Origin of the sequence: Pseudorhodoferax sp. Leaf267 (genome assembly GCF_001422405.1) — a bacterium.
Taxonomy (GTDB): domain Bacteria; phylum Pseudomonadota; class Gammaproteobacteria; order Burkholderiales; family Burkholderiaceae_C; genus Pseudorhodoferax.
On sequence record NZ_LMMV01000026.1, the window covers coordinates 147,660 to 162,193 of the forward strand.

General features: G+C 72.3%; 10 protein-coding genes. 3 read left to right on the forward strand and 7 right to left on the reverse strand.

What is annotated here, in order from left to right:
• Positions 1 to 31 precede the first annotated feature (31 nt).
• Positions 32 to 811, forward strand: a complete 780-nt coding sequence (locus ASF43_RS27965) for a LuxR family transcriptional regulator (protein WP_056189032.1) — start codon at positions 32 to 34, stop codon at positions 809 to 811.
• Here ASF43_RS27965 and ASF43_RS27970 read toward each other — a convergent pair.
• Genes ASF43_RS27970 through ASF43_RS31060 form a run of 3 tightly spaced genes read right to left on the reverse strand, consistent with a single transcriptional unit; the run spans position 803 to position 2,213 of the window.
• A complete protein-coding gene (locus ASF43_RS27970; protein ID WP_056189034.1) occupies positions 803 to 1,657 on the reverse strand; it encodes an alpha/beta fold hydrolase in 855 nt (284 codons plus the stop codon). The genes ASF43_RS27965 and ASF43_RS27970 overlap by 9 nt on opposite strands.
• A gap of 23 nt (positions 1,658 to 1,680) precedes the next feature.
• Positions 1,681 to 1,989 carry a GNAT family N-acetyltransferase gene (locus ASF43_RS27975; protein WP_056189036.1) on the reverse strand — a complete coding sequence of 103 codons (309 nt, stop codon included), beginning with the start codon at positions 1,987 to 1,989 and terminating at the stop codon, positions 1,681 to 1,683.
• A complete protein-coding gene (locus ASF43_RS31060) occupies positions 1,986 to 2,213 on the reverse strand; it encodes a hypothetical protein (protein ID WP_156373555.1) in 228 nt (75 codons plus the stop codon). Before ASF43_RS31060 ends, ASF43_RS27975 begins: the two co-directional genes overlap by 4 nt.
• A gap of 270 nt (positions 2,214 to 2,483) precedes the next feature.
• Between ASF43_RS31060 and ASF43_RS27980 the strand changes: the two genes are divergently transcribed.
• A complete protein-coding gene (locus ASF43_RS27980; protein ID WP_056189039.1) occupies positions 2,484 to 3,920 on the forward strand; it encodes an AAA family ATPase in 1,437 nt (478 codons plus the stop codon).
• A gap of 3 nt (positions 3,921 to 3,923) precedes the next feature.
• The gene (locus tag ASF43_RS27985) at positions 3,924 to 4,595 is read left to right on the forward strand and encodes a DUF4276 family protein (RefSeq protein ID WP_056189042.1); all 672 of its coding nucleotides are present in this window, start codon (positions 3,924 to 3,926) and stop codon (positions 4,593 to 4,595) included.
• A gap of 1 nt (position 4,596) precedes the next feature.
• Here ASF43_RS27985 and ASF43_RS27990 read toward each other — a convergent pair whose 3' ends face one another.
• The 4 genes from ASF43_RS27990 to ASF43_RS28005 all read right to left on the reverse strand — a co-directional run bounded on the left by ASF43_RS27990 (position 4,597) and on the right by ASF43_RS28005 (position 14,483).
• Positions 4,597 to 5,355 carry a glutathione S-transferase family protein gene (locus tag ASF43_RS27990; RefSeq protein WP_056189045.1) on the reverse strand — a complete coding sequence of 253 codons (759 nt, stop codon included), beginning with the start codon at positions 5,353 to 5,355 and terminating at the stop codon, positions 4,597 to 4,599.
• 84 nt (positions 5,356 to 5,439) lie between these two features.
• On the reverse strand, positions 5,440 to 8,865 hold the full coding sequence (locus ASF43_RS27995; RefSeq protein ID WP_056189048.1) for a DUF6519 domain-containing protein: 3,426 nt from the start codon (positions 8,863 to 8,865) through the stop codon (positions 5,440 to 5,442).
• A 28-nt stretch (positions 8,866 to 8,893) separates the two neighbouring features.
• On the reverse strand, positions 8,894 to 11,203 hold the full coding sequence (locus ASF43_RS28000; RefSeq protein WP_056189051.1) for a hypothetical protein: 2,310 nt from the start codon (positions 11,201 to 11,203) through the stop codon (positions 8,894 to 8,896).
• Between the two features lie 316 nt (positions 11,204 to 11,519).
• Positions 11,520 to 14,483, reverse strand: a complete 2,964-nt coding sequence (locus tag ASF43_RS28005) for a putative baseplate assembly protein (RefSeq protein WP_056189054.1) — start codon at positions 14,481 to 14,483, stop codon at positions 11,520 to 11,522.
• Between the last annotated feature and the right edge of the window lie 51 nt (positions 14,484 to 14,534).

The window sequence follows — 14,534 nt, forward strand, 5'->3', positions numbered from 1 at the left end:
GTCATAACTTCTGATGACAAGGCAAAGAGAGATGCAGCGCTGGCGAATCCCCCCGCACGACACCCCGCTGGCCGCCGGCGTGGTGGGCCAGGTGCTGGCCGGCATCGGCACGCCGGGGCTGGCTGCGCACTACCTGCGCGCCATGCAGAACCTGCTGCCCGTGACCTTCTGCACCGTGTTCGCCGTGGGCGCCAGCGGACGCGTCGAGACCGTCTCGGCCGCCAGCAGCTACGGCCAGACGGCCGAGCGCACGGCCCAGCGCTATGTGGCGCAGCGTTACGACCGCGTCGACCCGCACCTGTGCTGGCTGGCCGCGCGCAAGCACCCGGCACGCGCACAGCTGTGGCTGGGCCACCACCTGGGCGAGGATCTGGCCGATGCCGATTACCGGGCCGCCTGCTACACCGAGGTCGGCATCCGCGAGCGCGCCTCCGTGCTGCAACTGCTGCCGGGCGGGCGGCGCACGGCCATCAGCTTCTACCGCAGCCTGGCGCAGCCCTCGTTCGGCGCGGCCGACTTCGCGCTGCTCGGCGCCCACGCGGCGCTGCTGGCCGAGGCCACGGTGGCGCATGGCCGCCTGGTGGTGGCGTCGTCGGCGCGCGCCGCCTCGGCCGAGCGCCTGTTGCAACTGAGCCCGCGCGAGCGCGAGGTGGTGCAGCTGCTCGGCGCCGGGCGCACGGCTAAGGAGGCCGCCAGCCGGCTCGGCATCTCGGTGGCGACCGTGCGCACCTTGCAGTACCGCGCGTTGCGCCGGCTCGGGCTGCGCTCGGTCAAGGACCTGCTGTTCGAGGGGCTGGCGTCTTCAGCTTGAGAGGGCCCGGCCCAGGAACGCGAGGATGTCGCCCGTCACCTCGTCGCGGTTGGTCTCGTTCAGCACCTCGTGGCGCGCGCCCGGGTACAGCTGCAACTGCACATCGCGCAGGCCGGCAGCGCGGTAGCGCTGGGCGAGCAGTTCCAGCGCCGCGCCGCCCCCGGCCAGCGGGTCGGCGTCGCCCGACACGATGAGCACAGGCAGGTCCGCCCGCACCTTGGCGATCTCTGCCGGGTCGGCCGCGCGGCGCAGCGTGGCGATGCCCGTGAAGGGCTCGGGCAGGAAGCCGCAGGCCGGGTCGGCGCAGTACTTGTCGACCTCGGCCTCGTCGCGGCTCAGCCACTCGAAGCCGGTGCGGTGCACGAAGGGCTTGTTGAAGGCGCTGAGGTCCGTCGGGCCCTCGGCGGCCAGCACGTCGGCGATGCCGGCGGGCTCGCTGGAGCCGATCAGCACCGCGGCCGCCACATCGGCCGAGTGGTCCAGCAGATACTGCTGGCTCGCGAACGAGCCCATGCTGTGGCCGACTAGCGCGATGGGCAGGTGCGGATGCTCCGCGCGTATGCGCTGGTTCAACTGGTGCAGGTCGTCCACCCAGCCGGGCCAGCCGTCGCGGCCCCAGCGCCCGTAGGCCCCGGCGGCCGTGCGGCCCGAACCGCGCCCGTCCGGCGCATAGACCACATAGCCCGCCGCGGTCAGCGCCTGGCCGAAGCGCCGGTAGCGCCCCGCGTGCTCGCCCAGGCCGTGCTGCAACTGCACGGCGGCGCGAGGCATGCCCGCGGGCGCCCAGCGCCAGGTCTGGATCGCGATGCCGTCACGCGAGTCGAACGCCAAGGTGGTTTCCTGCATGTCGTGCCTCCTGGTGCCGCAGGTCAGATCTGGAACGCCGTGCGCACGTGCGGCTGCACCAGGTCCACGTACTCGCGGTGCTTGCGGATGTAGCCCGCGATGAACTGGCACACGGGGATTACGTTCAGCTGCCGCCCTCGCGCTTCGTCCAGCACGTGCCGCGCGATCGCCGAGCCCAGGCCCTTGCCCTCGTGCGCGGGCAGCACCTCGGTGTGCGTGAACATGATGGCGCCGGCCAGCAGGTTGTATTCGGCAAAGGCCGCGACCTCGCCGTCCAGGCGCGCCTCGTAGCGGTGGCCGGCGATGTTGTTGGTGAAGACGGGTTCGCTCATGGTGGTCCTTTCTGGCCCAAGTCTGCCGCATGGGCGGCGGTCGCGGCCAGCGCGTCGGCCACGGTGATGTCGCGTTCGTGCAACCCGGCCGGCAGCACGATCACGCCGTCCTCGTCGACCACCAGCCGGTGGTCGGGCGTCCGGCGGCGGCCGAGGCCGCAGCGGCAGCGCGCAGGCCGGGGCTTCGGGGCAGGTGTCGCAGAGGGTGGAGTTGTGAGGGGCATGTGTGGGTCTTCGGCGACGTGCGGTAGATGGTTGCGATGGTAGGAGCAGATCGGGGCGGTGCGCAGTGCGAGCCAGAACCGGTCTGGCGGGGCGCACAGCACGGTGAGACAGAATCGCCGCTCCACGCGCAATCCAGGCATGACATCCGACCAACTCCACATCGACCGGGACATGGCCGCTGCTGAGAAGCCGGGCCCGCCACGGCGTCGCCCCGATGGCTCGATCTGCTGGTGCCTGCTGGCTCAACCCGCGACGACAAGGATTTCTCCATGCTGACCCGACTCGAAATCGACGGTTTCAAAACGTTCGAGCAACTCGACATCAGCTTCAGCCCGTTCACCGTGGTGCTCGGCAGCAATGCGGCGGGCAAGAGCAACCTGTTCGATGCCATCCGGCTGCTGTCGAACCTGGCAACCCGCGACGTGGCCGAGGCCTTGAAAGACATGCGGGGTGAGCCTTTGGAGCTGTTTCGCCAGACGCCCAAGGGCGGACGTGTGAAGCAGATCGTGCTGGCCGCCGAGGTGTTGGTCGATCCCATCGTGCGCGACCCCTGGGGCAGCGAGGTGACGCTCACCCACACGCGCATGCGCTACGAAGTGACGCTGGAACGGCGCGAGGTCAAGGCTGGCCTGGAACGCATCCAGGTCGCGCGTGAGGCGATGACGCCGATCCTGCGCAAGGACGACCGGTGGGCAGACGCGCAGGTCCCGGCCAAGCCGCCCCATGCGGCCACCCGCGCTTTCCGCGATGCGTACCTCAAGTACACCCGGCAAAAGCCCTGGCTGACGACGGAGAAGCTGGAAGAAGGCCTGTCCTTCAGCATCCACCAGGACGGCAAGCAGGGGCGCAATCGACCGGCGAGCGCCGCCGAGGCGACGGTGCTCTACAGCGTCACGAACGCCGAATTCCCGCATCTGTTCGCCCTGCGTGAGGAGATGCGCAACTGGCGGATGCTGCAGCTCGACCCCGCTCTTTTGCGCAAGCCGGTTCCGGTGACCGCGTCGGACGTGCTGGACATCGACGGTGCCAATCTGGCCGCCGTGCTGGCCCGGCTGAAAGCCGAAACCGTCACCGAGCAGCGCCCCGGTGGCGTGTTGAGCGACATCGCCGCCGAGCTCAACAACCTGATCCCCGGCGTGGTCCGGCTGGAAGCCAGGCTGCACGATGCCAGCCGCGAGTACCGCATCGAGCTGACGATGCGCGATGGCTTGCCTTATTCCTCTCGCGTGATGTCGGATGGAACCTTGCGTGTTCTGGCCCTGTTGACCTTGTTGAACGACCCCAAGCATCGTGGCCTCATCTGCTTCGAGGAGCCCGAGAACGGTGTGCATCCCGGGCGGGTTCGGCAACTGGTGCGGCGCCTGCATGACATGGTGTCGACGCCTTCTACCTATCAGGGAGGCGAGGATGTGACGCCGCCCCTGAGCCAGTTGCTGCTCAACAGCCATTCGCCTGTGGTGCTTTCCGCCTTGCTCGACGATGGAGACAACCAGCAGCCGCTCGATGTGGAGATCCTGTTTGCGGATGCCGCCACCGTCAGTGATCCGGTGCGCCAGGAAATGCGCCGCAAGACCCGCCTGCGGCCTGTGGTGCGGCCCGAGTCGAAGGTGCAAGCGGACCTGTTCGATGAGGCGCATGTTCCACAGGGCCGTGTCTCGATGCTGGAAGTCAACAACGTGCTGGGCACCGTGAGCGCCGAGGGCTGACCGATGCACTACCTGGGATTGGCCCTCTATGCGGAGGGTCCGACGGACGAGCGCTTCCTTGGCCCGTTGCTGCTCCGGCTGTGCGTGGACATCTGTAATCGCGCATCACGGCAGATGGTCGAGATCAACGACGAGGTACTGGTCCTGAGACATCCGACTGGTCTGGCCGACGCGCCCCGTGAGGAGCGCGTCGCCGCCGCTGCACAGCAGGCCTTGGGCGCATGGTCAATCCTTTTCGTGCATGCGGACGCCGATGGTGATGCCGCGCGGGCCAGGCAGGAGCGTGCTCAGCCTGCGCTCGACCGGCTGCGTGACGAGTTCGCGGCGCTCGGGCAAGGCGTCGCCGTCATCCCGGTGCGCGAAACCGAAGCGTGGGCGATCTGCGATGGTGATGCATTGCGCAGCGTCTTTGGCAGCACGCTGAACGACCAGGCGCTTCGGTTGCCGGCCAATGCCAGGGCGGTGGAACGCCTGGCCGATCCGAAGCAATGCCTGCATGACGCTTTTGCGGCAAGCCATGCAGGGATGCGACGACGGCAATCGCGCTCGGTCCACGAAACATTCGGGGCGCTTGGTGAACAGGTCGCACTGGACCGGTTGCGCGGCTTGCAAGCCTTCGAGGCCCTGGAAAACGAGCTGACGCAGGCGCTGGTGGCCTTGCGCGTGCTGGATTGAGCTACTTGCTCAGCACCCCCTTCACCGGCCGCTCCCTCCCCAGCGTCCGCGCACTCACCGGTGCGCCCGCCGCGATCAGCGCCTCGCGCTGCTGCGGGATCGGCGTGCGCACGCAGATCTGCTCGAACGGGGCCAGCGCGCTGAAGCAGGGCGCGCCCAGCACGCGGCCCACGAAGCCGGCCGTGCGCGGCCAGCGTGTCGCGTCCACGGTGTAGCGCGCAAAGCCCAGGTTGCGGAACGGGGTGGCGATGGCGATGTCGGCCAGCGTGAGGCCGGTGTTGAACAGCGTGCCCTCGGGCGGCAACTGGCCCTCCAGGTGGTCCAGCAGCGCGGGGATCTCCACGTCGCGCGCCTTGGCCAGCACGTCTTCGTCCACGGCCTGGTTCCAGACGAAGCGGTTGATGACCAGCTGATTGAAGTAGCGCCAGATGAAGACCTCGCCCAGCACCGAGTCGGCGTACTCCTCCAGCGTGCGCGCGCGGGCGCGCAGCGCCGCACCGGCCGGCCAGATGGCGGGCGCGGGCCACTTGTCTTCCAGGTATTCGCAGATCACCGTGGAGTCCACGATGGCCAGGTCGCCGTGCAGCAGCACGGGCACGCGGCGCGCCGGGCTCAGGTTCTCGAACTCTGCGTTGCCGAAGAAGGGCACGATGGGGTCGATCTCGTAGCGCAGGCCCTTGTGCTCGAGCACGGCGAGCACCTTGCGCACGTAGGGCGAGATGTAGGAGCCGACGACGGTCAGCGTGGGTTGGTCGGACATGGCGCCTCCGGTGTCTTGTGGGAGCGCGCAGTGTCGCCGAACCCCCGCCGGGCGCGGCCCACTGCGGCCCGGCCGCCGGGCGCTTCAGCTCGTCGAGGGCGGCAGCGTGAACACCATGTTCGCCGCGCCGCGGAAGGTGTCGCCCTTGGGCACCAGGAAGAACAGCCGCGTGGTATCGCCGAACACGGTTGCCGCATTGCCGCTGGCTGCGGCGCGCCCGCCGACGACGGCGCCGTAGTCGCCCTGCGCGGCCGTGAAGCTGTTGCCGGTGACGCTGACCAGCAGGCCCGCGCACATGCTCTGGATGCCCGTGAAGGTGTTGCCGTGCAGCAGCACGGTCTGGAACACGTCCCGCACCTGGCCCTGCATGAGCAGCCCCATCGTCTCCTTGCCGATGCGCAGCCGCGGCACCTGGTTCTGGCTGAACACGAACCGGCCGCGGCCCGCGCCCGGGTCGACCTGGAAGCCGCCGCCCAGCAGCCGGTCGACCACCGGGCCGATGCCGTTGTCACTGGGCTCGCCGTACAGCGCCACGTCGCCGCCGAAGCGGTTGCCCACCAGCTCGCACAGGCCGCTGATGCCCTGCAGCAGCAGCGACGCGGCCTCGGCCGCCGCGATCTCGCAGCCGGCCATGCGCAGGTCGCCCGCGCCCTCCACGCGCAACCACATGCCGCCACGCTCACCGCGCCCGGCGATCTGCAGGTTGGCCAGCCGCACGTCGGTGTTGGCCGGCAGCTGCAGCGTGGCCTCGGGGCCCATGCGCAGTGCCAGGTCGCGCAGCTCCAGCGCGGCGAAGCCGCCCAGCACGATGGGCCCCGTCACCGTGACGACGGCCGTCGGCCCGCAGCCGTGCAGCGACAGCCGCATGCCGCGCTGGCTGGCGAGCTGCAGGCCCTCCAGCGTGTGCGTGCCCGGCAGGAAGCAGATGCACAGTGCGGGCCGGTCGGCCAGCAGCTTGGCCAGCAGCTCGGTGCTGAGCACCGGGAAATCGCCGCCTTCGCCGATGGTGATCTCGCAGCCGCGCTGTCCGCCGCCGCCCGTGGCCGGCGTGAAGGCCTTGGCCGCAAACACCACCACCTGCTCGGCGATCGGGTCGCCGCCGCTGGTCAGCAGTTGCGCGCGCACGCGCTGCGCGGCCACCGTGCCCAGGCGCCAGGCGCATTCCGCCAGGCCCTGCGCGTTGCAGGCCACCACCACGCTGTTGGCGGCCGGGCTGCCGACCTGGCCGCCACCGGCCTCTACCGTGAAGCGAACGCGCGCGCCCGCCACGGGCAGCGCACCGCGCGCCACGCGCACGCGCAGCGGCTCGGCCAGGGTGCCACCGGGCGTGGTGTCCTGGCCGTCGCCGCCCACGTAGAGCAGCTGCGTCATCTGCGTGAGCGGCGGGAAGATGTCGCGGCAGTCGCTGGTGACGCTGACCAAGCCGCCGGCATCGACCTCCACCAACCCCAGCCGGCACCAGCCATCGACGATGCCGGCGGCTTCGCGCGCCACGGGCTCGCCGTCTGCGTCGCGCGGCCATTCCACGTCGGCGCTGACGGTGCGCGCCGGGATCTGCCAGTAGTCGCCGGCCCGGTAGCTGCCGCCGGCCTCGAAGCGCACCTGCACGCCGTCCTCCAGCGTGGTCCACACGCCCTCGACGATGGGCAGCGCGTTCTCGCCGGCCACGGCGGGGCGGTGGTCCCAGCGGCGCAGCACGGGGTGGCGCGCGGCGTCCTGTCCCAGCGTGCCGGGGGGCACGCCGGCCAGCACCAGTTCCAGCGCGTCGTCGCCGTCGTTCAGGTACTCGAACAGCTGGCCGGCGCGGCCCTGCAGCTCGGCGTCGTCGTCCACCAGCTCCACGCGGTCGTGCAGTGCCAGGTCCAGGTTCGCATCGCGCCCGCGCGCGGCCACACGCACCACGGTGCGCGAGGTGGCGGTGTCGATGCGCACCTCCTGCACGGCATAGGCCACTGAGCCGTTCTCGCGCGACCACTTGAAGCTGGGCGTGGCGCCGCCGCTGTGGATCTCCACGCGGTAGAGCTGGTTCTCCAGCCGCCGGTAGCCGGCGCTGGCGGCGATGTCGCACAGGCCAGTGGTGGCCAGCTGCGGCTCCGAGCGCGCGGCCAGGCGCGGGCGCGGCGCCCTGGTCAGCGCGTCCCAGGGGTCGATGGCCGAGCCGCAGTGCCACGGCGCCTCGCCCTCGCCCGGCGCCGGCAGCGCGAGCGCACGCACCTGCGCGATCTGGCGCGCGCGCGTGGCCGTGTCCGGGCCGCCCAGCGCCTGCTCGCGGATGGCGGGCGCCTCCAGCGCGCTGATGTGGCGCTGCCAGGCGCGCAGGTAGACCAGGTGCGTGCCGGCCGGCAGGCGCTCGGGCACGCCGCCGTCGGGCTGGTTGGCCAGCGAGGCCGGTGCGTCCAGTTCGCACAGCTGGCCCTGCACGTAGTAGCGGCCCGGTTGCACCAGCAGGCTGGTGGAAGGCAGCGCCACGCTCTGCGCGGCCGTGGGCGCCGCGTTGGTCAGGCGCCAGACCGGGCCCTCGCCGCCCACGGCCCAGGCCGGCTCGGTGCCCGTGACCGACAGGTTGGCCAGGTCCTGGCCGGTGCCGGTGCTGAACACGGCCCAGCTCGCGCCGCCATCGGCGCTGTGGAGCACGGTGCCGCCGTCGCCCACGGCCCAGCCCTCGTTCGCGTCGCGAAAGCGCACGGCACGCAGCGTGGCGCCCGTGCCCGTCGCCACCGTGGCCCAGGTCGCGCCGCCGTCGGTGCTGCGCAGCGCGGTGCCGGTGTCGCCCACGGCCCAGGCGCTGCTGCCGAGCAGGGCCACGCTGCGCAGGTGTGCGGTGCTGCCGCTGTCCACGGCGGTCCAGCTCTGGCCGCCGTCGGCGCTCTGCACGATGGCGCCGCCAGGGCCGACGGCCAGGCCGCGCAGCGCATCGGCGAACACCACGCCGTGCAGGCGCGCCACGCCGCTGGTGTGCGCGGCCCAGGTTGCGCCGGCGTCGGTGGTGGCCAGCACCAGGCCGCCGTCACCCACGGCCCAGGCGCGGTTCGCGTCCAGCACGTGCACGCCGCGCAGGTGGGCCAGGTGGCCGGTGCTCTGCGCCGTCCAGCCCGCGCCGCCGTTGTTGGTGCGCAGCACGGTGCCGCCGTCGCCCACGGCCCAGCCCACGTTGCCCACGCGGCCCAGCGCGCGCAGGTGGCGCGTGCTGCCGGTGGGCGCCAGCGTCCACGCCGTGCCGTTGTTGGCCGTGCGCAGCAGCACGCCGTCCTCGCCGGCCACCCAGGCATTGGTCGCGTCGAAAGCCTGCACGGCCAGCGCGCGTGTGCCGGCCGTCAGCGCATAGCCCGGGTGCTCGGCCGGCGCGCCGCAAGGGCCGATCGTGTCCTCGGCCAGCCGCTCGGCTTTGTGGCGCGTGATGTCGCCCTGCTCGTTGAAGTCCGCATCGGTGATCACGCGGCCCTGCTGCATGCGCACCGCGCTGTAGCGCGCCGCGGGGTCGAAGGTCTCGCGGGAGAGGTCGCCTTTCATGGTCGTCCTTCCTTTCGTTCAGTGGTGATCAATTCACGAGGAACACGCCGGCCTCCAGGCCCAGGCGCAAATACTCATCGAGCGCGTCGCGCAGGTTGGCCTCGCGCTGCGGCTGTTGCAGGTGCGCGTACACGCCCATCTCGGCGCCGCTCGCCGCGCCCGTGCGGATCTGCACCGCGCAGCGCTGCTCCAGCTGGCCCAGCGCCGGGTCGCCGTACACGCGCGAGACGAACATGGGCCGGACCACGGCCTCGACCTCGGCGCGCACGGTGTCTTCCTCGGCGGCGGTGGCCACACTGCCCGCGGCCAGGGCCTGCGCGCGCAGCGCGGCGATGCGCGTCTCGGTCTCCAGCTGCGGCTGGCAGCGGTAGCGGCGCGGCACCTGCGAGGCGGGCGGCACGTAGCAAAAGCGCACGCAGCCGATTTGCCGGCGTTCGGCCAGCACAGGCGCGTCGAAGATGCAGTCGCTGGCGTTCAGCGACAGGGCGTGCACCTCGCCGAAGAAGCTGCTGCGCAGCAGGTCCAGCGCGGCGTCGGGCGCGTCCAGCGCGGGCAGGGTCGCGGCCTCCTGCGCCTGGCCGACCAGGCTGTCGGCCACCGCCACGCCGCGCACCGGGCCGTTCACGGCGATGGGCGCGCAGATGCTCTGCAGAACGCGCAGCGCGAGACGGGTGTTGCCGCCCGCCTGCACGGTCAGCGCGCCCGTGCCGCTGGCGGCCGGCAGCAGCGTGCAGTGCGCCAGCTCCAGCTGGCCCAGGTTGCCGTCCAGCACGTCGAGCGCGCCTTCGAGCAGCAGGCCGTGCAGGAACAGCGCGCCCGCGTTCGGCGCATCGTCGTCGGCCGTGCCCACCACTTCCAGGCTGCCGGCCCAGTGCGCGCGCACCTGCCGCGCCTCGACGCGGCCCGGCACGCGTTCGACGGAGCCCGGCGGCGCGCCCGGGATGGGCAGCAGCGGCCATTGGCCGGCCACGACGAGCAGGCTGGACGCCTCGGCCACCTCGATGCGCAGCGGCGTGGCGGTGTCGATGTCCGACAGGCTGTCCATCACCACGATCACGCCCGTGCGGCCGGCAGGCTCTGCGTTCCAGGCGGAGGCGGCCGCGCGCAGCGTGGGGAACAGCGTCACGCCGTCGGTGGGCAGCAGATGCGTGACGCCGACCTGCCAGACGCCGGGGTCGAAGAAGCCGCCGATGTCCTCGTCCACCGCCGTGCCGCTGGCGATGCCGCGGCTGGCCGCGCGCAGCGCATCGCCGCGGTCGTAGGGGCCGCCGCCGATGTCGGCCACGCTGCCATGCGCCGCGTGCAGCCACACGCGCTCGACTTGCAGCGCGGCCGGGAAGCCGATGCGCCCGCGCGCCAGGTCCAGCGCCAGCACGCGCGGTGTGGGCAGGGCCAGCTCCACGGTGTCGGGGATGTCGCAGATGCAGATGTCCTCGCGCGGCACCTCCACGGGCACCGTCTCGCCGGTGAGCTGCACGAAGCAGCGCAGCACCGGGTCGGCCTCGGTCATGAAGCGCGGCGCGGGCTCGGCGATGCCCAGCCGCGCGCGCTCTAGCTCGGCATGCAGGGCCAGGCGGCGCAGCGGCGCAGGCACGTGCTCCTCGCGCGCGGCCTGTGTGGGGGCGGTGAGCGTGCGTGGGCGGTTGAACACGGGCGCATCGACGCCGGCCGGGTGCATGGCCCAGTAGCCTGGCTGCGGGCGCGCGCTGATGAAGTCGGCCGCCAGGTCGGCCGGGTTGCCGCTGCCCAGCGGCTGTGCGCGCAGGCGCCACAGGTAGATGCCGACGTGGGGAATGTTGAAGCGGCCGCCGCGCGTGGCGGCGCGCCGCACTTCCAGCGTGTGGGCGAAGGGGTCGAAGGCGCCGGCCGAAGCCTGGGCCAGCTCGGCCAGGGCCGCGTCGCGCACCGAGGCCGTGGCGGTCGGGCGCGCGCGCACGTGGTTCATGTGCTGGGTGGTGCCCAGGCGCTGGAAGAACTCCACGGCCACGGCCGGCCAGCCGGTCACGTCGCGCGCCAGGCGTTCGAGCACGCGCGCCGTGCCCTTGCCTGCGCGGTACGCCAGCGCATTGGCCGTGAAGCCGCGCATGCTGACGCCGGCAGACGGCACGGGCCGGATCGGCCGCACGCCCAGCAGATCGCCGATGTAGGGCACGGTCCACTCGTCGCAGGTCTCGATGAACCAGTTGTCGTAGAGGCGGGCAGTGTCGGCCTCGACGGCTTCGAGTTCGGACTCGATGACCGCGAGCAGCGCGCGCAGCGGGGCGCCTTGCTCGGCGTCGCGCAGGCGGTGCAGGGAGGGCAGGAGGTGGTAGAGGCGTTCGGGGGTGAGGAGGCTCATGGGGTGTCTCCTGGAACGGTGGCGGGGGCTGCGCGGGGTTGGGAATGGGCATGGACGGGCCATCGCCGCGCTCGGCATGGGGAGCCCTCACCCCTGCCCTCTCCCAGGGGGAGAGGGAGTGAAAAGCGCGGCCTGGCTCCCTCGCCCCTCTGGGGAGAGGGTTGGGGTGAGGGGCTCGGGCCTGTGCATGGGCCGCGGTTCATCGATCGCCGCTCGCCCTCACCCCTGCCCTCTCCCAGAGGGAGAGGGAGCAAGACACGTCCCTCACCCCTGCCCTCTCCCGAAAGGAGAGGGAGAAAGTCCAGCGCGTGCTTGTTCATAGCGTGGCCTCCACCAAATCCAGCGCCGCCGGGTTCACAAGCAACCACTCCGCCGGCAACATGCTGCGGCCCGCCACATTCCACCGCCCACCGAACGCCGGCACGGCCTGCGCCGCAGCAGCCGCCGCAGCCCCCTCGCCAAAGGGCTGCAACACCTCCAGATCCACCGCGACCACGCCCGGCACCTGGTGCAGCAGCGCCAGCAGCTCCGCCGCCGTCACCGACTGCCCCAGGTCGCGCGCCTCGAAGCCGAAGGCCTGCTGCACGCGAGCCGAGGCCGCCGCCAGCACGTCGGCGGCGATGTAACGCCCCTCCACCTGCACCCGCGCCACGCAGCGGAAGTAGCGCAGCACGGATGCCTTCACCACGAACGGCTGCGACGGGTCGCTCAGGTCCGCGATCGCCTGGCGCAGGTTGGCCAGCACCTCGTCGCCCGGCGCACCGCCGGTCGCGCCGGCCACCGACAGCAGCACGCGCGAGGCGCCATCGACCCAGGCCAGGTCGGCGCGCGCCTTGCCGATGCCGGGGAAGGCGCGCGCGAAGTCCTGGTAGTCGGGCAGCGAGACCACGCGCTCGAAGGCCAGAAGGGTCAGCGGCGCGTTGCGCCGCGCGTCGGCCAGCTTCTCGGGGCCCTGCGCGCCGCTGGCCGGCAGCACGTTGTCCACGCCGCGCAAGCCCAGCGGCATGGCGCGCAGCATGGTCAGCGTGTGGGCCGCCACCTCGCCGTCCGGGCCGATGCCGCTGCGGTAGCGCGCAGACACGTTCATCGTGCCGCTGGGCAGGCGCGCGCCCTGGCGGCCGTCGCCGAACAGCGCGTGCATGCGCGCGTCGTCGTCGATACGCGTGGCGTAAGCGTGCCGGTCGGGCGCAGCGCCGTGGAGCGAAGGCAGCTCGTCCCACAGCAGGCCGTTCACGCGCAGCTCCAGCGTGCTGGCCACGCCGCTGGCCGTGGCGGCCGACACATGGGTGGAGGGCGGCTTCTTGAGCACGAAGCGCTGGTGCTGCAGCGTCGCGTCACCGTTGCCCAGCACCTCGCGCACGCTCTCGCCGTGCGTGGCGTGGACCACGTTGGCGTGGATCTTCAGGCTCTCGCGCCGGTAGCCGTGCGACAGCGGCGCGCGCAGCACGAGCACGCTGCGCCCGCCGATGTGCAGCACCTCGTCGAGCACGGCGATCTCGGCCGCGTCCACGCCGGGCAGGTCGGCACGCTGGCCGGCGAAGGCCAGGCGCTGGCCGGCCACCAGGCCCAGCACCATGGCGGCCAGCTCGATGCGCGTGCTGCCGGCCGCGACGGGCGCCTCGATCGGCAGCTCGGCCAGAGGCTGGCGCCGGCTCGCCACATAGGCCGTGCTGTCGCGGAAGCGGAAGACTTCGGCCGGCGTGCCGCTCAAGGGCAGGCCGTTGCTGCCGGCCAGGCGCAGCGCCATCGCGCGGCCGGATAGGCCGTAGTCGGCGCGGGCGATCTCGCGCGCGTCGAACAGCGCATAGGTGGTCGCCTCCTCGTTCGGCGCATCGAACACCATCCAGCTGCCGGGCGACAGCCTGGGCACCGGGCGTTCGAGCACGGCATGGCAGCGCAGCCGGGCGGCGATGTTGGCGTTGCCCTGCGAATCGGTCCAGACCGTGCGCGGGTCGTCCAGCGTGTCGGGGATCGGGCTGGTGACCGGGCCGATGTCGCCCTCGTCCCAGCCCTGCGGGTAGGCGTTGCCCTTGAGGTTGCTGGTCGGCAGCGAGGCCCACCTGGGCGCGTTGTGGCCGAAGAAGCCCAGCTTCGCGCCGAACGTGAACGCGCCGGCCTCGGGCGCGACCGGCGTCGCGCCGGGCTGCACCGACGCGGCGATGGCCTGCACGAGCTGCACGGCGCTCCAGCCCTGCATGGAGATCATGGCCTGCAGCTCGGTCTCCTGCCAGGTCTGGCTGGCCACCGTGTTGCCGATGGCGCTGGCCGTGAACGGCACGCTCGTGATCTGCGCTTGCGCGAAGCCGCTGAACGACAGCGTCATGAACGGCACCTGCCAATACAGCAGCGGCGGCGCGGCCGGCGTCACGGGGTCGGGCAGCGGCTCCAGCTCCACGCGCACGCGGCGCAGCGCGGTCTCTTCCTCCACGGCCACGGCGCGCAGCACCAGGTGCTTGAGCGTGCTGCCGTTCTTGCCGACGAACAGCAGCAGGTCGCCGGCCTGCACGCCCGTGACCTGGTCGCTGAAGTACACGCGCGCGACGTCGAGTGCGTCGACCGTGGTGTCCACGGCCAGGCCGGGGTCGAGCCGGAACAGGCCGGCACTCGCCAGCCCCGCATGCAAGCCGGTGGTGCCGGGCGCGACGCTGCCCTCGGGGTACAGCAGCGACAGGCGCGGCGTGCCGGCCACCTCGACCAGGGCCAGGTCGGCCGGCCGCGTCTGGCGCGGCACCAGCGCGTTCCACTCGGCGCGCGCGACGAACTCCTCGCTGGTCTCGAACACCTGCGGCAGCTTGCCCTGCGGCGGCACGCTCTGCACGGGTGAGCCCGCCGCCAGCGTGCAGACGCCGGGCGCGCCGGGTGCGTCCTCCACCGTGAACACCAGGTGCACGCTGGCCGCCACGCCGGGCCGCAGCTCGTAGCCCACGGCGCGCGCCAGTTCCAGGATGGAGCGGCGCTCGGTGGCGGTGCGCAGGAAGCCCTCGTTGGCGATGCGCTCCTGGTAGAAGGTCAGCACGTCGGCCACGCAGGCCGCGGCGTCGGTGAGTGCGACGGCGGGGTCCTGCGGGTCGCGCGTGAGCAGCGCGGCGAGCGGGCGCGGTGCGGTCGTCGGCGAGCCCGGCGCGCGCCACAGCGGCAGGCTGGACAGCATGCGCTGGTAAAAGCCGGGGTGGGTGTCGATGCGCCAGGCGAGGGTGTCGAGGCCGGCGTCGTTGTGGATGACGTCGGGCGCGGCGAGGGGTTCGCAGCAGTGGCAGCCGTCGAGGGGGGTGTCGCTCATGGTGTGTCTCCAACGGGGCCGGGCGGGCCCTCACCCCAACCCTCTCCCAGG